The organism is Nocardioides currus (genome assembly GCF_003057875.1).
GTDB lineage: Bacteria > Actinomycetota > Actinomycetes > Propionibacteriales > Nocardioidaceae > Nocardioides > Nocardioides currus.
In genome coordinates this window covers 73904-91464 of record NZ_PYXZ01000005.1, presented here as the reverse complement: position 1 = coordinate 91464, position 17561 = coordinate 73904, and the positions used below count along the sequence as shown (strand labels likewise).

Here is a 17561-nt window from a genome sequence, read left to right as displayed (position 1 = left end):
CTACGGAGTGGTGGGGGACCGCGAGCGGCTTTCACACGGCGATGTGGGTGACCTCCGCCTCGATGCGCCGGCGCGGGACGAGCTCGACGACCAGCATGGCGGCGAGCACCATCCCACCGCCGACGAGCAGTCGCGCGGTCACGCCCTCGCCGCCCAGCGCCACCGCGAACCCCGCGGCGAAGACCGGCTCCATGCTCATGATGATCGCCGCGCGGGTCGGGCTCAGGTGCGCCTGCGCCCACGTCTGCCCGAGCATCGCGAGGGCGCCGGAGAAGAGCGCCATGTAGAGCACCGACGACCAGTCGCGGGGGGTGTGGGGCAGCACGATGCCGTCGGGCACGGTGGCGACGAAGCAGATCACGGTGATGACGATGATCTGGAGGATCGACATCCCGACCGCGTCCTGCGGTCGCGACCACGCGCCGAGGCCGACGATGTGCAGGGCGTAGACCACGGCCGCGACCAGCGAGAGCGCCTCGCCGTACCCGATGCTGACGCCACCGAGCGTCAGCACGCCGAGTCCCGCGGTGGCCAGCACCACGGCCGCCCAGGTCATCGGACCGATGCGCGTGCGCAGCAGCAGGGCGGCGAGCAGCGGCGTGAGGACGACGTAGAGGCCGGTGATGAAGCCGCTGACGCTGGCGGGAGTGTGGGCGAGCCCGGCCGTCTGCAGGATCTGCGCGGCGCCGTACAACGCCCCCAGCGCGACCGCCTGGCGGCGGACCTCGGGGGAGAGCCGGGCGATGGCGCACGGCGCCACCACGAGCATCGCGAGCGAGGCGATGGCGAACCGGACGGCCAGGAAGTCGAGCGTCGGCACCCGGTCCAGCAGGTCCTTGGCCAGGAAGAACGTGCTGCCCCAGCAGGCCGTCATCGCCAGCAGCGCCAGGGTCGCGAGCAGGGTGGTACGCCGCGGCGTCGCACTGGTCCCGGCACTCACCCGAGGAGCGTAGGGGCCTAGATCAGGTAGAGCGTGATCGTGCTGCCCTTGGCCACCATGTCACCGGCGCCGGGCGAGGTGCTGAACACGAATCCGAGGCCGATGTAGTTCTCGGAGTTCTCGACCGCGACCTCGAACCCGAGGGCCTCGAGCTCCTGGGTCGCCGCCTCCACGCCCTTGGCGCGCATCTGGGGGACCTCGACGAGCTCGGGGCCCTTGGAGACGACGAGCTGGACGGTGTCGCCCTTGAACAGCGGACCGGCCGTCGGCTCCTGCGAGATCACGTCGCCCTCGGCGACGGTGTCGCTGAACTCCTCGCCGGTGACCTCGACCACGAGCTTGCGCTTCTCCAGCGCGTTCGTCGCCTTCTCGGCGTCCTCACCGGTCCAGTCGGCGATCTCGATGGGGCGACGTCCCTTGCTGACGACGAGGTCGACGGGGGTGTCCGGCTTGACCGTGGTCCCGGCCGCAGGGTCGCTGCGCATCACCGATCCGGCCGCGACCTTGTCGGAGAACTTCTCCACGCTCTCGCCGTTGGCCAGCTTCGCCTCGGTGATGGCGTCCTGCGCCTGGTCCTCGGTCATCCCCGCGAGGGTGGGCACGTCGTAGCGCTCCGGCCCGAGGGACACGACGAGCGTCACCGTGCCGTCCTTGAGCACGCGCTCGCCCGGCTCGGGGTCGGAGCCCAGCACCAGCCCGGCCTCGACGGTCTCGGAGTAGCGCGGCGTGCCGATGTCCGCGGCCAGACCGGCCGAGTCCAGCTCGGAGGTCGCGGCCTGCTCGGTCACGCCCAGCACGCCCGGGGTGGTGGTGTAGCGGGCGTAGCCGAACCACCACGCCCCACCGCCCAGGCCCGCCAGCAGGAGCACCACGAGCAGGAAGACCAGCGGACCCCGCACCGAGCGACGCCGAGCGGTGGTGATGACCGGGACCGGCGTCGAGGGCTTGCGGGCCGGGGCGGGCGCCGGGGTGGGTGCCGGGCTCGCTGCGGTGGGCGCAGCGGCCGCGATCGGCGGTCGGGGCGCGGGCAGCTGCTCGAAGGCGGTCGTGTGCTCGCGGTAGTTGGCCATCGCGATCGGGTCGAACGGCTCGGGAGCGGTGTCGTCCGAGACGTCGCGGAGCTCGTCGGCCTCGGGGGCGGTCCGCGACGGGGCCAGGTCCGCGGTGAGCTCGGGGTCGTCGACCACGCCGTCGCGCAGGGCCTGGGCGACCCGGTGGATCTGGTGCAGGAGCACGCCCGCGTCGGCCGGCCGCTGGGAGCGGTCGCGCGCCGTCGCGCGGGCGACCAGCGCATCGACGTACGCCGGGATGTCGGGCGCGGCCTCGGACGGCGCCGCGACGTCCTCGTGGACGTGGCGGTAGGCGACCTGGATCGGGCTCTCGCCCTCGTGCGGCTTGTTGCCGGTGAGCAGCTCGTAGAGCACGACGCCCGCGGCGTAGACGTCGGCGCGGGCGTCGGACCGCCCGTCGACGACGAGCTCGGGGGCGAGGTAGGACACGGTGCCGATCAGCACGCCGCCCGTCGCCGTGTGCTGGGTGTCGGCGCTGACGGCCTTGGCCAGGCCGAAGTCGGCGACCTTGATCCGGCCGCCGTGCGCCTCGTCGCCGATCAGCACGTTCTCGGGCTTGACGTCGCGGTGGATCAGACCGGCGCGGTGGGCCGCGGCGAGCGCGGAGACGACCGGCTCGATCAGCGACAACGCCCGCGCGGGCGTCATCGGCGACTCCTTGCGGATCACGTCGCGCAGCGTGTGGCCGGGGATGTGCTCCATCGCCAGGAACACCACGCCGTCGTCGTCGCCCTGGTCGTAGACCCCGACGACGTGCGGGTGGTTGAGCCGGGCCGCGGCCCGAGCCTCGCGCACGAAGCGCTGGGCGAACTCGTCGTCGTCGCCGAGCCCGGGGTGCATGACCTTGACCGCGACGGTGCGGTCGAGGCGGATGTCGGTGGCCTCGTAGACACTGGCCATGCCACCGCGGGCGATGCGGGGACCGATCCGGTAGCGGCCGTCGAGGAGTCGCCCGACGAGGGCGTCCGCACGGCCGCGGGCGTGCTCGGGTGGCTCCACTGCTCGACCTCCAGCCATGCAACTACATCGGACGGGGAAGGATCCGGTCCCGCCATCGTACGAAACGCGGCCGCCGTACGCCGCGGCGCGCGCCCGCCCCGGCGTGGCGCGGTGTCGTCCGCGGTGGGCGATCGGTGGATGATGGGACCCATGACGTCCCCCGACAACACGGCCCCCGACCGCTCCGTCCCGCTGGCCGAGGCCGACCTCGGCGCGCTCGTCGACGAGTGGCTCGACTGGGACCAGACGGCCGACCTCCTCGGCGTCACCCCGGCGAAGGTCCGCACGATGATCAAGGACCACGAGCTGGCCGGCGCCGTACCGTCCCCCGGCGGCCGGCCGTCGGTCCCGGCGGCCTTCTTCCAGGACGGGCTGATCGTCAAGGGCCTGCCCGGTCTGCTGACGGTGCTGCACGACAACAACTTCGACGACCGCGAGTGCATCGCGTGGATCTTCACCGACGACGACCTGCCCGGTCGCCCGATCGACGCCCTCCGCGAGAATCGCGGCACCGAGGTCAAGCGGCGCGCGCAGGTGCTCGGGTTCTGATGCGCGTCACCGCCCAGCGCAGGGTCCTCGCGACGGTGGTCGCGCTGCTGGTGCTCGTCGCGCTCTGGTGGGTGCAGCAGCAGTCCGACCCGGCGGACGCGGACCGGGCGCGCGACTCCTCGCCGTCGGCGCAGTCGTCCACCGGGGGCGACCCCGACGGCGACCCCGACGGCGACCCCGGCACCGACCCCGACAGCGGGCTGCCGTTCGTCGACGTCGCCGACCTGCCCGCCGAGGCGGTCGAGACGCTGGAGCTGATCGACGACGGCGGTCCCTTCCCCTACGACCGCGACGGCGTCACCTTCGAGAACCGCGAGGGGATCCTGCCCGACCGGCAGCGTGGCTACTACCACGAGTACACCGTCCCCACCCCCGGCTCCGACGACCGCGGCGCGCGGCGCATCGTCACTGGATCGTCCGACGAGTTCTTCTGGACGGCCGACCACTACTCCTCCTTCTCCCGGATCGCCAGGTGACCTCATGAGTGGACTCGCCGGACTGTTGGCAGGCCTGACGCAGGGGGAGGCCGAGCCCGGCATCTTCCAGTGGCACGGCGCCTTCGACGTCGCCGACGTGGAGCACGCCGTCGAGCACGCCGGCTTCGGGTTCGGGTACGTCGACGGGTGGACCGGTGCCGGCACGAAGCCGGAGTTCCTGGCCGCCGTGGGTGAGGCGCTCGGCTTCCCGGGCCACTACGGCCAGAACTTCGACGCGCTCGCGGACTGCCTGCACGACATCGGTGCGGGGCAGGCCGGCGTCGTGCTCCTGTGGGACGGCTGGAGCACGCTGGCGCGGGCCGACGAGCAGGCGTTCGGGATCGCGCTCAGCGTGCTGGGGTCGCGGGTCCACGCCGACCGTGGGGTGCCGTTCTCGGTGCTCCTGCGCGGCGAGGGACCCGAGGTCCCGGGTGTCCCCTCGCTGGACTGAGCGACTCGGGCGCTAGACGCTGCGCTGGGTCGCGGCCGACGCCAGCTGGGTGAGCACGACGCGCGCGTGCTCGTCGACGGACGCCTCGTCGAGCGCGGCGACGGCGCGGTCGGCCAGCGAGCCGATCAGCTCCTCGACCTGCTGGTGGGCGCCGGATGCGTCGATGATCTCGCGCAGCCGCGTGACGGCGGCCTCGTCGAGCGGCGTGCCGAGCGAGGAGTCGAGCGTCCGGGCGTCCGCGTCGTCACCGTCGAGAGCAGCGAGCGCCTTGGCCACGAGCACGGTGCGCTTGCCCTCGACCAGGTCGTCGCCGGCGGGCTTGCCGGTGGCCGTGGGGTCGCCGAAGACGCCGAGCAGGTCGTCACGGAGCTGGAACGCCTCGCCGAGCGGGAGCCCGAAGCCGCCGAGCTCCTCGACCTGCCGGGCCGTCGCCCCGGCGAGCGCGGCACCGATCTCGAGGGGCCGCTCGATGGAGTACTTCGCCGACTTGTAGCGCAGGACGGTCATCGCGGTGTCGACGTCGGCGTGCGCGCGCGCCTGCACGGACACGTCGAGGAACTGGCCCGCGATCACCTCCGTGCGGCAGAGCTGGAACACCGACATCGCGGCGTCGACCTGCTCGCGCGCGAGCCCGCAGTGGCGCAGCATGTCGCCGGCCCAGCCGAGGAGGAGGTCGCCGAGGAGGAGCGCTGCGGCGGCGCCGTACTGCTCCGGATCACCGGTCCACCCCGCCTGCTGGTGCTCGGCCTCGAAGCCACGGTGGGTGGACGGCCGGCCGCGACGCGTGTCGGAGGCGTCCATCAGGTCGTCGTGGACGAGGGCGCTGGCGTGGAGCAGCTCGAGCGCCGCGCACGCCCGGACGAGGAGGTCGTCGTCGGCGTGGCCGGGCCGGTAGGCGCGGTAGCCCCAGTAGCAGAACGCGGCCCGGAACCGCTTGCCGCCGGTGACCGAGGTGCGGGCCTCGGCGAGGAGCCGCGCGGCGTCGGGACCGAGTGCCGTGAGGCGGGCCCGCTGCTCGTCGAGGAAGGCGTCGAGCGCCTGCTGCACGGCCTCGCGGAAGGCCGCCTGGTCCCACGCGTCGGTCCGGGAGTCACTCACTCGAGGAGCCTAGCCAGTGGACGGATTCCGCCTGAGGCCGCACCCGAACCTAGGGTTGGTGCCATGACGCGGGGACACGGGCGCAGCATGCGCGAGCTGATCGAGAGCGGTGAGAAGTCGTTCTCCTTCGAGTTCTTCCCGCCCAAGGACGAGGCCGGTGAGGAGCGCCTGTGGCGCGCGATCACCGAGCTCGAGCCCTACCGTCCGACCTTCGTGTCCGTGACGTACGGCGCCGGCGGCAGCTCGCGCGACACGACCGTCCGGATCACCGGCCGGATCGCCCGCGAGACCTCGCTGACTCCGGTGGCGCACCTGACCTGCGTCGGCCACAGCCGCGCCGAGCTGGCCGACGTCCTGGACGCCTACCGCGACGCGGGCGTCGCCCACATCCTCGCGCTGCGCGGCGACCCGCCGGAGGGTCCGCGCGCCGCGTGGGTCGGGACCGAGGACGGCCTGGAGTACGCCTCCGACCTCGTCGCCTTCATCAAGGAGCACTACGACGCGGCCGTCGGCGTCGCGGCCTTCCCCGAGGGACACGTCGACGCCGAGAGCCTGGAGGCCGACGCGCTGGTGCTGAAGGCCAAGCAGGACGCCGGGGCGGAGTTCGCCGTCACCGAGATGGTGCTGCGTGCCTCGGACTACTTCGGGCTGGTCGAACGGGCCCGCGCGCTGGGCGTCGACATGCCGATCATCCCGGGGATCATGCCGATCCTGAACCTCGGCTCGATGAACCGCATGGTCGAGCTGTCCGGTCGCGAGATGCCCGACGAGGTGCGCTCCCGGATCGAGCCGCTGGCCGAGGATCCCGCCGGGCTGCGGGCCGAGGGCATCCGCATCTCCACCGAGCTGTGCGACGCGCTGCTCGCGGGCGGTGCGCCCGGCCTGCACTTCTACACCCTCAACTTCTCCCGGGCGACCCGCGAGATCTTCGAGGGCCTGCAGATCACCGTCTGACCGCCCGGCGAGCGCCCGTCTGCTCGCTACGGTGGGCGCCATGAGTGAGCGCACCGTCACCGTCACCGGCCAGGGATCGACCACGGTCGTGCCCGACACCGCCGTCGTCCGGGTCGCTGCGGTCGCCCGCGCCGCGGCGGTGGCGGAGGCGTTCGCCGCATCGTCGGCGGCTGCGTCGCAGATCGGCGTGGTCGCCCGCCGGCACACGCAGGACAGGCGGATCGCGTCGAGCGGCATCAACGTGTGGCCGTGGCACGACAACCAGGGCCAGCAGCGCGGCTTCGAGGCGCGGCACTCGCTGACGATCGGGTGCCCCGACCTCGATGCTGCCGGTGGCCTGCTCGACGAGCTCGCCGCCCAGGTCGGCGACGCGCTGGCCGTCGACGGCGTCGCCCTCGAGGTCTCGGACCCCACCGCTGCCCGGGACGAGGCCGTCGCCGCGGCGTACGCCGATGCGCGCCGCCAGGCCGAGCGGCTGGCCGCCCTCGCGGGTGCCGCCCTCGGTGACGTGGTCGCGATCGGCCACGGTGGTGGGCCCGGTGGCGGCTCGCTGCGCGGGATGGACGCGATGGCGATGTCCGCCAAGATCGAGCCCGGCGAGACGAACGTCGGCGCCAGCCTGAGCGTGACCTGGGCGCTCGCCTGACACAGGTGTGCCGGAACGTTCGCCGCACGACGGCGCGCAATGACACGGCTGTGCTGGAACGCTCGCCTGACAACGGCGCGTGCTGACACGGTTGTGCTGAGATCCCGGCACGCCTGTGTCAGTGCGCGCCCCGGTCGGGCGACGTCGTCGGTACGCCTGTGTCAGTGCGCGCCCCGCTCGGGCGACGTCGTCGGTACGCCTGTGTCAGTGCGCGCCCCGCTCGGCCGACGTCCTCGGCACGCCTGTGTCGTCGCCCGCCTGAACGGGATGCTCAGGCCGGACCGATCGCCTGGGCGACGAGGGCCGCGGAGAGCCCCACGAAGGGCAGTCCCGAGCCGGGGGTGGCGTGCGCGCCGGCGGCGTACACCCCGGGCACCGGGGTCGTGGGTCCGAGCCGTCGGCGGACGGTCTGGCGGCCCTGCCACAGCACGCCCAGGGGAGACCCGCCCCACGCGTCGACGAGCTCGCGCGGCGAGCGGTCGATCCGGGTGACGACGGAGGGGCGGACGTCGATGCGGTGGCGGGCGAGCGCCCGGAGCACGTCCTCGGCGAGGTGGCCGCGACCGAGGATCGTCCATGCCGTGCCGCCGTCGGGGGCGCGCCCGCCGGTGCGCACGACGAGCATCGGGTCGCCGTGCAGCACCACCTCGTGGGGCAAGTCGGGCGCGTCCCCCTCGAGCCCGACGTGCGTCACGACCGGCGGGATCGCGGGCATGGTCCGCTCGACGAACCCGGCGAGCGCCGGCAGCCGCCGAGGGTCGACCGCGCAGACCACCGCGTCGGCGTCGACGTCGCCGCCCTCCGTGCGCACGCCGACCACCCGGCCCTCGCGCAGCACCAGGTCGTGCGCCGTGGTGCCCAGCTCGACGCCCACCTCGCGGGTGGCCAGCCGCTCGACCAGCGCGGCTCCGATGGCGGCCAGACCCCCCGGGACCGTCCACGCGCCGAAAGTCTGCTCGAGGTAGGACACCATGCCCATCCAGGCCGGCACGTTGCGCAGGTCGTGCCCGTCGGCGACGAACGGGTGGCCGGCCACCAGGCGCAGCCGTTCGTCACGGAACGCCCGCTTGAGCCGTCGGTGGAGCATCTCGCGACCGGACAGCAGGTCGGTCAGCGCGCGGGGCGAGAGGTCGGGGTCCCACACCTCCTCGAGGTAGCCGCGACGCAGCACGTCCCAGGTGTCGGAGTGCGCGTCGACGTACGCCGACCAGCTCGCTCCGAGGCCCGCGGACTCGCCCCCGAGGGCCTCGACCGCAGCGACCTGGTCCGCCCGCGAGCCGCTGGGCAGGCGCAGCACGCTGCCGTCGGCGAACCGGTGCTCGCGCACGATGTCGAGCGGCTGCAGGTCCACCTCGCGCTCGAGGGGTCGTCCGGACTTGCGGAACAGGTCGCGGACGACGGCCGGCAGCAGGGTCGAGGTGGGGCCGGCGTCCCAGGTGAAGCCGTCGGCGCTGATCGTCTGCAGGGCGCCGCCGAGGGTGTCGGAGCGCTCGAGGAGGGTGACGTCGTGCCCGAGCTTCGCGAGGCGTACGGCGCTGGCCAGCCCGCCGAAGCCACCGCCGACGACGACGATCCTCACGTGGCGGCCGCGATCGGGTCCTTCTTCTTCCACCGGCGCCAGCCGCGGCGGACCAGCTTGGCGAGGAAGTAGAGGCCGACCAGCCCGACGAGGAGCAGCACGCCGGCGATGGCGGCAGCAGCCTCGGGGTGGTTGATCGCGAAGGCCACGACGCCGAGCACGGCGACGTCCTCGGCCAGGCTCGCGCCGATGTTGGTGACCGGTTCGGGGGAGGAGTTGATCGCCAGTCGTCCGCCCGCCTTCACGAGGTGGGACAGCAGCGCCGTACCACCCCCGACGACGCCGAGCACCGCCTGGTCGAGGCTGGAGGCGTCACCGGCGAGGAGCACGCCGATGACCGCGCCGGCGGTGGGGCGGATCGCGGTGGAGATCGCGTCCCACGTCGAGTCGATGTAGGGGATCTTGTCGGCGATGAACTCCATCGCGTAGAGGAACCCGGCCACGGACAGCACGTCCCAGCGCGAGAGCACGTCCGGGACCTGGGAGAAGTCGTTGACCTTGTCGGCGACGCCCAGCACCAGCACGACCAGGTAGGCGTTGATGCCGCTGGCCCAGCCGCTGGAGAACACCAGTGCGAGGGAGTCCACGTCGACAGACTAGTGAGCCGGTCAGTCGACCTCGATCTCGCTGGCGCCGGTCATCGCGACCAGCTCCTCGAAGGTCGTGGAGAAGACGGCGGCGGGGTGGCCGGCGGCGGCCCACACGACGTCGAACCTGCGCAGCCACGAGTCGATCCAGGTGGGCACGGGAGCGGGGTGGTCGAGGGGCGACACCCCGCCGATGACCTGGCCCGTGTGCTGCCGGACGAAGGCGGGGCTGGCGCGGTCGAGCCGCTCGACGCCGATCCGGTCGGCGACCTTGGCGGTGTCGACCCGGTGCGCGCCCGAGGTGAGGATCAGTGCGGGCGTGCCGCCGGTGTCGAAGACCAGGCTGTTGGCGACGGCGCCGACCTCGCAGCCCAGTGCCTCGGCGGCGAGTGCCGCCGTGTGGACCGAATCGGGCAGGATGACCACGTCGCCGGTGCCGCCGCGCCGGTGCAGGTCGTCTCTGAACGAGGTGATCGCTGGGTGCTCGCTCGACATGGGGCGAGCCTAGTCAGGGGGAATGGACCGATGCTGTCGAGGGATTGCCGATGAGAGAAGTGCCCGGATCGATCGCCCTTGCGCTGCGCACGCTCCTCGCGCTGGTGGTGGTGAGCGGTGTGGCCGTGCTCCTGACCTGGCTCCAGCACGACGAGGTGATCCGGGCGTGGGCCGAGGGCAACTCGTCGGCGCAGGAGATCCTCTCCTCGGGCGGGATCGCGGCCCTGCGCGACTCGACGATCGTGCCGAAGTTCGTGCCGCTCGCGCTGGTCTCGTTCATCGTGTTCGTGGTGCTCGTCGTGGTGCTCGGCGCCTTCCTCGCGGACGGCCACCAGTGGTCGCGGCTCGTGCTGACCGCGCTCGCCGGCTTCGGTGTCCTGGTGGCGAGCCTCGGGCTCAACCACGGGCTGCCGCTGGTCTTCGTCATCGTCTCCGCGCTGTTCCTCCTGCTGTGCCTCGCGCTCGTCGTGGTGCTGTGGCGCCGCGACGCGAGCGCCTACCTCCGGGCGAGGTGAGACTCCTCCGCCTGCGCCCTTGACCCACTGTCGGTGGGGCCGTGTACCTTTGGCCGTGTTCGAACACCTGTTCGGACGCGGCTCCGGTGGCGGTGACCTCGACCCCCACCGTCCCCGGAGCCGGTGGCGGGGTCGATGACGTGAGGAGACGCGATGCGGCGCTACGACGACCCCGTCGAGGTGCGACGAGGCGAGACCGGGACGTTCGGGGAGGGCCCCGACCAATTCCTGTGGCACGGCCGGCTGTGGAAGGTCCGCTCGGTGCTCGCGCACTGGGTGGAGACCGCTCCGTGGTGGCAGTCCGCGAGCGAGGAGGCCGCCGGGTCCGACACCGGTGAGAAGGCCACGGAGGTCGGGAGCGACCTGCTGGTCGAGCGCGAGCTCTGGCGCGTGGAGGCGGGCCGGGGGATCAGCGTCAGCGGGGTCTTCGACCTGTCGTTCACCTGGTCCGACGGCCGCTGGCAGCTCGTCGGCTGCGTGGACTGAGGGCGGTGTCGATGATGAATCCCCACCTGCTCCCCGCGACGACCCACTCCTACCTCGCGCTCGCCGCCGAGTCGCTCCAGGAGGCGATCACGGCGCGCAACGTGCCGACCCGCTACGCCTGCGCCCACGTCGCGGCGCTCCGCTCGGCGGCCGCCCTGCTGGCGGCGCGGGCCACGCCCGCGCCCCGGCGGGGCCGGCAGAAGAACGCCTGGGTGCTGCTGACCGAGATCGCGCCCGAGCTCGCCGAGTGGGCGCGGTTCTTCGCCGCGGGCGCCGGCAAGCGGGCCGCCGCCGAGGCGGGGTCGACGCGCGCCGTCACCGAGCGCGAGGCCGACGACCTGGTGCGCGACGCCGACCGGTTCCTGGCCGTCGTCGAGTCGACCCTCGGGCTGGTGCCCCACGCCCACCTCGACCAGCGCCTCGCGGCGGCCGGTCAGTGGTCCGGTCAGTCGGGTGTCGCCTGACCCGTTCGTCCATCTCCATGTGGCCTCGGGCTACTCGCTGCAGTACGGCGCCTCCCACCCGGAGGCGCTGGTCGAGCGCACCGTGGAGCACGAGATGGACGCGCTGGCCCTGACCGATCGCGACGGGACGTACGGCGCGGTGCGGTTCGTCGGGGCCTGCTCGCGCGCCGGCATCCGACCGGTGCTCGGGGTGGACCTCGCGGTGGCGCCGACATCGGCCGCGGCGCCGGCACCGCGGTCGCGCCGCAGCCCGGTCCGCGGCGGCGCCCACCGCGACCTGCCCCCGGAGCGCGGAGGACTGCCACGGGTGACCTTCCTGGCCGTCGGGAAGGCGGGGTGGGCGGCGATCTGCCGCATGGTCTCGAGCACCCACCTGGCCGGCGAGCGTGGCCGGCCGGTGGCCACCCTCGAGCTGATCTCCGAGCACCTCGCCGGCGGCTCGGTCCTGGTGCTGCTCGGCCCGGCCTCCGAGGTCGGGGCCGCCGCGCGCCGGCGCCGTGACGACCTCGCCCTGGCCGCGCTGGCGCCGTGGCGCGAGGTGGTGGCGCGCGACAACCTGCTGGTCGAGCTGGTCTCCCACCGCCTGCACGGCAGCTCCGAGGTCGCCGCCCGGATGGCGGTCGTCGCGCGGCGCGCCGGGCTGGCCACCGTGCTGACCAACGCGGTGCGCTACGCCGACCGGCTCGACGCCCCCACGGTCGACGTCCTCGACGCGGCCCGTCGGCTCGTCGCCCTCGACCGGCGCCACGTCGATCGTGGCAACGCCGAGGGCCACCTGAAGTCGGGCAAGCAGATGCAGGAGGTGGCCGAGGAGATCTGCCGGTTGTCCGGGCTCTCCGTCGACGCCGAGGGCGCCGCCCGGCAGCTGGTGGCCCGCACCCGCGCGGTCGCCGACCGGTGCGCCCTCGACCCGCGCCGCGACCTCGGCATCGGCGAGGTCCACTTCCCGGAGCTCGACGTGACGGGCGACGGCCGCACCGCCGACGCGATCCTGCGCGCGCGTGCCGAGGCGGCGATCGGGCGCCGCTACGGCTCGGCGCCGCGCCAGCGCATCTGGAAGCGCCTCGACGACGAGCTCGAGCTGATCCGCGGCCTCGGCTACGCCTCCTACTTCCTCACCGTCGCCGACATCACCGACATGATCGGCGAGATGGGCATCCGGAGGGCGGCCCGCGGGTCCGGGGCGGGCAGCCTGGTCAACTACCTGCTCGGCGTCTCCGGGGTCGACCCGATCCGCCACGGCCTGCTGATGGAGCGGTTCCTCTCGCCGCTGCGCGCCTCGCTGCCCGACATCGACGTCGACGTCGAGTCCGCACGGCGGCTGGAGGTCTACGAGGCGATCCTCGACAGGTACGGCGGGGAGCGCTGTGTCTGCGTCTCGATGATGGACACCTACCGCGTGCGCCACGCGGTCCGCGACGTCGGCGGGGCCCTCGGGATGCCGCCGGGCGAGATCGACGCGATCGCCAAGGCGTTCCCGCACATCCGCGCCCGCGACGCGCGAGCTGCGCTGCGCGAGCTCCCCGAGCTGCGGGCCAGCGGGTTGGGGGAGGAGCGCCTCGACCTGTTCTTCCGACTCGTCGAGCGCCTCGACGGGCTGCCCCGGCACATCGCCGTACACCCGTGCGGGGTGCTGCTGTCCGACCGCACCCTGCTCGACCGCACGCCGGTCGAGACGTCGTTCGCGGGCTTCCCGATGAGCCAGTTCGACAAGGACGACGTGGAGGAGCTCGGCCTGCTCAAGCTGGACGTGCTCGGCATCCGCATGCAGTCGGCGATGGCCCACGCAGTCTCCGAGATCAGGCGGGTCGAGGCCGTGGACGTCGACCTCGACGACGAGGCGCAGGTGCCCTTCGACGACGGCACCACGTTCTCGATGATCAGCCGGGCCGAGACGTTGGGCGTCTTCCAGATCGAGTCGCCCGGCCAGCGCGAGCTGGTCGGCAAGTCCGGCATCGAGTCCTTCGAGGACATCATCGCCGACATCTCGCTGTTCCGGCCGGGGCCGGTCAAGAGCGACATGATCACGCCCTACCTCGAGGCCAAGCAGGGGTGGAAGACCGTCCGCTACCTCCATGACGACCTGCGACCGATCCTCGAGCAGACGCGGGGCGTGGTCGTCTACCACGAGCAGGTGATCGAGATCGTCGCGCTCTTCGCGGGCGTCTCCTACGCCGAGGCCGACGAGAAGCGCCGCGCGCTCGGCGACGTGGACGGGATGGCGGCGACGCGGGCGTGGTTCCACCCGCGCGCCCTGGCCCGTGGCTACGCCCTGCCGCTCGTCCAGCGGATCTGGGGAGTGCTGGAGGCCTTCGCCTCCTTCGGCTTCTGCAAGGCCCATGCGGCGGCCTTCGCGCTGCCCACCTACCAGTCGGCCTGGCTCAAGGCGCACTACCCGGCGCACTTCCTGGCCGGCGTGCTCACCCACGACCCGGGGATGTATCCCAAGCGGCTGATCCTCGACGACGCCCGGCAGCGGGGGATCGGCGTGCACGGGCTCGACGTCAACGCCTCGGGCGCCGACTACTCGGTGGAGCCGACCGAGGAGGGGCGCGCGATCCGGCTCGCGCTCGCCGAGGTCAAGGGCATCAGCGGGGCCGAGGTCGCCCGGATCGTGACCGCCCGCGGCGAAGCGCCATACGTGTCGCTCTCCGACTTCTTCCACCGCGCGCGGGTCTCGCGACCCGTGCTCGAGCGGTTGGTGCTGGCCGGTGGCTTCGACGCGATCTACCTCGTCGGCGACGGGGAGCAGGCCGTCCGACCCCGGAGCCGCCTCACGCGTCGCGACCTGCTGCTCCAGGTCGCCGAGCTCGACCTCCGTGCCCGCGTCACCGAGCGCGCGTCCCGTGGGCGCGGGAGAGGCCTGACCCGCGCGTCGCCCCGACCCAGCGACACGCGGGCGGCCGAGGCGGCCGGTCGCAACAGCACCGATCCCAGGCTCCGTGACCGGGCGCCCGCCCTCGAGCGCCACCCGCTGGCCGACGGGGGAGTCTGGGCACGGGCCGCCGCCCAGTCGCGCGCGACCGCGACGCCGCGCCCGATCGAGTCGGTGCAGCTCACGCTGAGCCTCGGCGACGAGCCGGGCGCGGGCGGCGAGCCGGCCACGGGCCTGCCGGAGATGACCGCCGACGAACGCGTGCGCGCTGAGCTCGAGATCCTCGGCCTCGACGTCACCCGACACGTCGTCACCCCCTACGCCGACCTGCTGGATGCTCTCGAGGTCACCCGCAGTCGCGACCTCCTGCGGCGGCGCAGCCGCTCGGAGCTGCTGGTCGCCGGCGTCAAGGTGGCGACCCAGACGCCCCCGATCCGCTCCGGACGCCGGGTCGTCTTCCTGACCCTCGACGACAGCACCGGCCCGGTCGACTGCACCTTCTTCGAGGACGCGCAGGGGCCGTACGCCGCCACGGTCTTCGGGGCGTGGCTGCTCCTGGTGCGCGGCGAGCTGCGACGCACCGGCCGACGCGGGGTCTCACTCCGCGCGACCGGAGCGTGGGAGCTGCCACCGCTGCACGCCCTGTGGCGGCGCGCCCGCACGCCCGAGGACGGGATCGCCGCCGTCCGGGCCGAGCTCGCCCGCGTCCCCGAGGGACGCGACCGGCCCGACGACGCCGGGCCCCGCCGTGTGCTGGTCCACACGAGCGGGTTCCGGCTGTCGCCGTACGCCGACGTCAGGCCCGCCGGCGATGCCGTCAAGGACGTGCCGCGCTCGTTGTGGCACCGGAGCCCGGGGAGCCCGGGTTGAGGCCACTAGGGTTGGCCCCATGTCAGCCAGCGAGCGCCGCCAGTCCGTGCGCACCGGCGTGGTGTGGGCCGCGGTGCAGGAGCTGCTGGCCGGGACCGACGCCGCCCCGGCCCGCATCGTCGACATCGGCGGCGGCACGGGCGGCTTCGCGGTGCCCCTCGCCCAGCTCGGGCACCGGGTCGAGGTCATCGACCCCAGCCCCGACGCGCTCGCCGCGCTCGACCGCCGTGCCCGCGAGTCCGACGTCGCCGACCGGGTCACCGGACAGCAGGGCGACCTCTCCGACCTGGGCACGCTCGTCGAGGCCGACGCCGTCGACCTGGTGCTGTGCCACGGCGTGCTCGACGTGGTCGACGAGCCGACCGACGCGCTCGCGAGCATCGCCTCGGTCCTGCGCCCCGGCGGCCACCTCAGCCTGCTCGTCGCCCAGCGGCACGCCGCGGTCGTGGCCCGTGCGATGGCCGGTCACTTCCAGGCCGCCCGCGACCTGCTCGACGACCCCCGTGCGAGCGCACGCGGCGGACAGCGCTTCACCGCCGACGAGCTCGCCCCGATGCTCGACGGCGCCGGCCTGTCCACCGTGTCGGTCCACGGCGTCCGGGTGTTCGCCGACCTCGTGCCCGGCTCGCTGCTCGAGCTCGAGCCCGGCGCCACCGCCGCGCTGGTCGAGCTCGAGACCGCGGTGTCGACGCGGCCGGAGTACCTCCCCCTCGCCACGCAGCTGCACGTCCTCGCCCGCCGCTGAGCGGGGCCGCGGGGGCGGCGATGGCTGACCCCTCCTGGACCGCCCCGATCCTGCACGTCGACATGGACGCCTTCTACGCCTCCGTCGCGACCCGCGAGCGACCCGACCTCGCCGGCGTCCCGGTCATCGTGGGCGGGGGCAGCCGCGGGGTCGTGCTCTCGGCCAACTACCTCGCCCGGTCGTACGGCGTCCGGTCGGCGTTGCCGATGACGCGGGCCAGACGGCTGTGCCCGACGGCCGTGGTGATCGCCCCCGACTTCGAGGTGTTCGCGTCGGTCTCGCGCTCGGTGCTCGAGAACTTCCGCCGCGTCACCCCGCTGGTCGAGGTGGTGTCGATGGACGAGGCCTTCCTCGACGTACGCGGCTCGACCCGCCGGCTCGGCTCACCGGCCGAGATCGCCGAGCAGGTGCGCGCGGTGGTGCACGACGAGCAGGGCATCACCTGCTCGGTCGGTGTGGCCGCCTCGGTGTCGGTCGCCAAGCTCGCCAGCCGCCGCGCCAAGCCCGACGGGGTGGTCGTGGTGCCGCCCGCCCGGGTGACGGCGTTCCTGCACCCGCTCGACGTCGGCGAGCTCTGGGGCGTGGGGGAGAAGACCCAGGCGATGCTGCACCGCATCGGCCTGGTCACGGTCGGCGACGTGGCCCACACGCCGGTCCGCACGCTCCAGCGCGCGGTCGGCCACCACCTCGGCGCCCACCTGCACGAGCTCGCCTGGGGCACCGACCGGCGGGCGATCACCGCGAAGGCGGGCCCGCTGGAGCCGGAGCGGTCGATGGGCGCCGACGAGACCTTCTCCCGCGACACCGACGACCGTGAGGTGATCGTGCGCGAGCTGCTGCGGCTCTCGCACCGCGTCACCGGTCGCATGCGCACGGCCGGGGTGGCCGGTCGGACGGTGACCATCAAGATCCGCTTCGCCGACTTCACGACCATCACCCGCTCGCGCACGCTGCCCGAGGCGACGGACGTGACGGTCGAGGTGTTCCGCATGGCCGTGCGGCTCTACGACGCCCTCGGTCTCCAACGCGCGCGGCTGCGGCTGGTGGGGGTGCGCGTCGAGGGTCTGGTGGCCCGGACGAGCGTGCACCGCCAGCTCGTGCTGGGTGAGCCGGAGCACGGATGGGCCGACGCCGATCGGGCCGTCGACCGGGCCACCCGTCGCTTCGGGGCGGCCGCGGTCCGACCCGCCAGCCTCCTGCGCAACAGCTGACGAGGAGAATTTTCCCAAGCCGCTACCTCACCTGCCCAACCCGTGCCTAGACTTGCCACGTGCCCCTGTCCGAGGAAGAACTTCGACTGCTCGAGCAGATGGAGCGTGCCCTCGTCGAGGAGGACCCCAAGCTGGCTTCGACGCTGCGTGGCACCACGATGCAGCGGGCCGCTCGCCGTCGCGCGATCATCGCCGGGGTCGTCTTCGCCGTCGGCATCGCTGTCCTCACCGCGGGCGTCCTGACCAGTGAGCCGATCATCGGCATCGTCGGCTTCGTGGTCATGCTGAGCGCGGCCACCATCGGGGTGACCGCCCTGCGCAGCCCGGCCGTCCTGCACCAGCCCCGCGAGACCCGCCACGAGGGCTTCGGCGTCGTCGACGGCGGTCGCGGCCAGCGTCCCAAGGGTCGCTCGCTGCGCCGCTCGCGGTCCACCGGCTCCTCCGGCTCCTTCATGGAGCGGATGGAGGAGCGCTGGCGCCACCGCCGCGACCAAGGCTTCTGACGCTCGTCAGCAACGTCATACGCCCCGTGACCGATCGGTCACGGGGCG

At 73.5% G+C, this 17561-nt stretch carries 18 protein-coding genes; 12 read left to right on the top strand and 6 right to left on the bottom strand.

Annotated features, from left to right (window positions below):
• Positions 1-31: 31 nt before the first annotated feature.
• Together C7S10_RS12520 and pknB are read right to left on the bottom strand one after the other, a co-directional pair.
• Positions 32-940 carry a DMT family transporter gene (locus C7S10_RS12520; protein WP_243395345.1) on the bottom strand — a complete coding sequence of 303 codons (909 nt, stop codon included), beginning with the start codon at positions 938-940 and terminating at the stop codon, positions 32-34.
• A 17-nt stretch (positions 941-957) separates the two neighbouring features.
• Complete coding sequence (gene pknB / locus C7S10_RS12515; protein ID WP_243395344.1) at positions 958-3009, bottom strand: Stk1 family PASTA domain-containing Ser/Thr kinase; 2052 nt, start codon at positions 3007-3009, stop codon at positions 958-960.
• 150 nt (positions 3010-3159) lie between these two features.
• Between pknB and C7S10_RS12510 the strand changes: the two genes are divergently transcribed.
• Genes C7S10_RS12510 through C7S10_RS12500 form a run of 3 tightly spaced genes read left to right on the top strand, consistent with a single transcriptional unit; the run spans position 3160 to position 4485 of the window.
• Entirely contained in the window at positions 3160-3558 is a 399-nt protein-coding gene (locus tag C7S10_RS12510) for an Rv2175c family DNA-binding protein (RefSeq protein ID WP_108344773.1), read from the top strand.
• Entirely contained in the window at positions 3558-4034 is a 477-nt protein-coding gene (locus C7S10_RS12505) for a guanyl-specific ribonuclease (protein WP_108344772.1), read from the top strand. The genes C7S10_RS12510 and C7S10_RS12505 overlap by 1 nt, the downstream gene beginning before the upstream one ends.
• 4 nt (positions 4035-4038) lie before the next feature.
• Entirely contained in the window at positions 4039-4485 is a 447-nt protein-coding gene (locus tag C7S10_RS12500; protein ID WP_108344771.1) for a barstar family protein, read from the top strand.
• A 12-nt stretch (positions 4486-4497) separates the two neighbouring features.
• On the opposite strand, the gene C7S10_RS12495 is transcribed toward C7S10_RS12500, so the two are convergent.
• Positions 4498-5583, bottom strand: a complete 1086-nt coding sequence (locus C7S10_RS12495) for a polyprenyl synthetase family protein (protein WP_108344770.1) — start codon at positions 5581-5583, stop codon at positions 4498-4500.
• 63 nt (positions 5584-5646) lie between these two features.
• Here C7S10_RS12495 and metF point away from each other — a divergent pair, with 63 nt between their 5' ends.
• Complete coding sequence (gene metF, locus C7S10_RS12490) at positions 5647-6537, top strand: methylenetetrahydrofolate reductase [NAD(P)H] (protein WP_108344769.1); 891 nt, start codon at positions 5647-5649, stop codon at positions 6535-6537.
• 40 nt (positions 6538-6577) lie between these two features.
• Complete coding sequence (locus tag C7S10_RS12485; protein WP_108344768.1) at positions 6578-7183, top strand: SIMPL domain-containing protein; 606 nt, start codon at positions 6578-6580, stop codon at positions 7181-7183.
• A 271-nt stretch (positions 7184-7454) separates the two neighbouring features.
• Here C7S10_RS12485 and C7S10_RS12480 read toward each other — a convergent pair whose 3' ends face one another.
• The 3 genes from C7S10_RS12480 to C7S10_RS12470 are packed head-to-tail and all read right to left on the bottom strand — an operon-like array spanning position 7455 to position 9844.
• Positions 7455-8762, bottom strand: coding sequence for a phytoene desaturase family protein (locus C7S10_RS12480; RefSeq protein WP_108344767.1), 1308 nt, complete (start codon positions 8760-8762; stop codon positions 7455-7457).
• Positions 8759-9349: a DUF4126 domain-containing protein gene (locus C7S10_RS12475; protein WP_108344766.1), complete on the bottom strand. Its 591-nt coding sequence runs from the start codon at positions 9347-9349 to the stop codon at positions 8759-8761. Before C7S10_RS12475 ends, C7S10_RS12480 begins: the two co-directional genes overlap by 4 nt.
• A 21-nt stretch (positions 9350-9370) precedes the next feature.
• On the bottom strand, positions 9371-9844 hold the full coding sequence (locus C7S10_RS12470) for a YbaK/EbsC family protein (protein WP_108344765.1): 474 nt from the start codon (positions 9842-9844) through the stop codon (positions 9371-9373).
• Between the two features lie 50 nt (positions 9845-9894).
• Here C7S10_RS12470 and C7S10_RS12465 point away from each other — a divergent pair, with 50 nt between their 5' ends.
• From C7S10_RS12465 to C7S10_RS12435, 7 genes are all read left to right on the top strand, one after another.
• Positions 9895-10359 (top strand): hypothetical protein, encoded by a 465-nt coding sequence (locus tag C7S10_RS12465; protein WP_133176509.1) that lies wholly within the window; start codon positions 9895-9897, stop codon positions 10357-10359.
• Between the two features lie 153 nt (positions 10360-10512).
• Complete coding sequence (locus tag C7S10_RS12460; protein ID WP_108344763.1) at positions 10513-10845, top strand: DUF6504 family protein; 333 nt, start codon at positions 10513-10515, stop codon at positions 10843-10845.
• 11 nt (positions 10846-10856) lie between these two features.
• Positions 10857-11309, top strand: coding sequence for an SAV_6107 family HEPN domain-containing protein (locus tag C7S10_RS12455; RefSeq protein ID WP_243395342.1), 453 nt, complete (start codon positions 10857-10859; stop codon positions 11307-11309).
• Positions 11299-15054 (top strand): DNA polymerase III subunit alpha, encoded by a 3756-nt coding sequence (locus tag C7S10_RS12450; protein WP_108344762.1) that lies wholly within the window; start codon positions 11299-11301, stop codon positions 15052-15054. The genes C7S10_RS12455 and C7S10_RS12450 overlap by 11 nt, the downstream gene beginning before the upstream one ends.
• Before the next feature lie 19 nt (positions 15055-15073).
• Positions 15074-15799, top strand: a complete 726-nt coding sequence (locus C7S10_RS12445; protein WP_108344761.1) for a methyltransferase domain-containing protein — start codon at positions 15074-15076, stop codon at positions 15797-15799.
• Positions 15800-15819: 20 nt separating this feature from the next.
• Positions 15820-17010 carry a DNA polymerase IV gene (gene dinB / locus C7S10_RS12440; protein WP_108344760.1) on the top strand — a complete coding sequence of 397 codons (1191 nt, stop codon included), beginning with the start codon at positions 15820-15822 and terminating at the stop codon, positions 17008-17010.
• Positions 17011-17069: 59 nt separating this feature from the next.
• Positions 17070-17513, top strand: a complete 444-nt coding sequence (locus C7S10_RS12435) for a DUF3040 domain-containing protein (protein ID WP_108344759.1) — start codon at positions 17070-17072, stop codon at positions 17511-17513.
• Positions 17514-17561 lie beyond the last annotated feature (48 nt).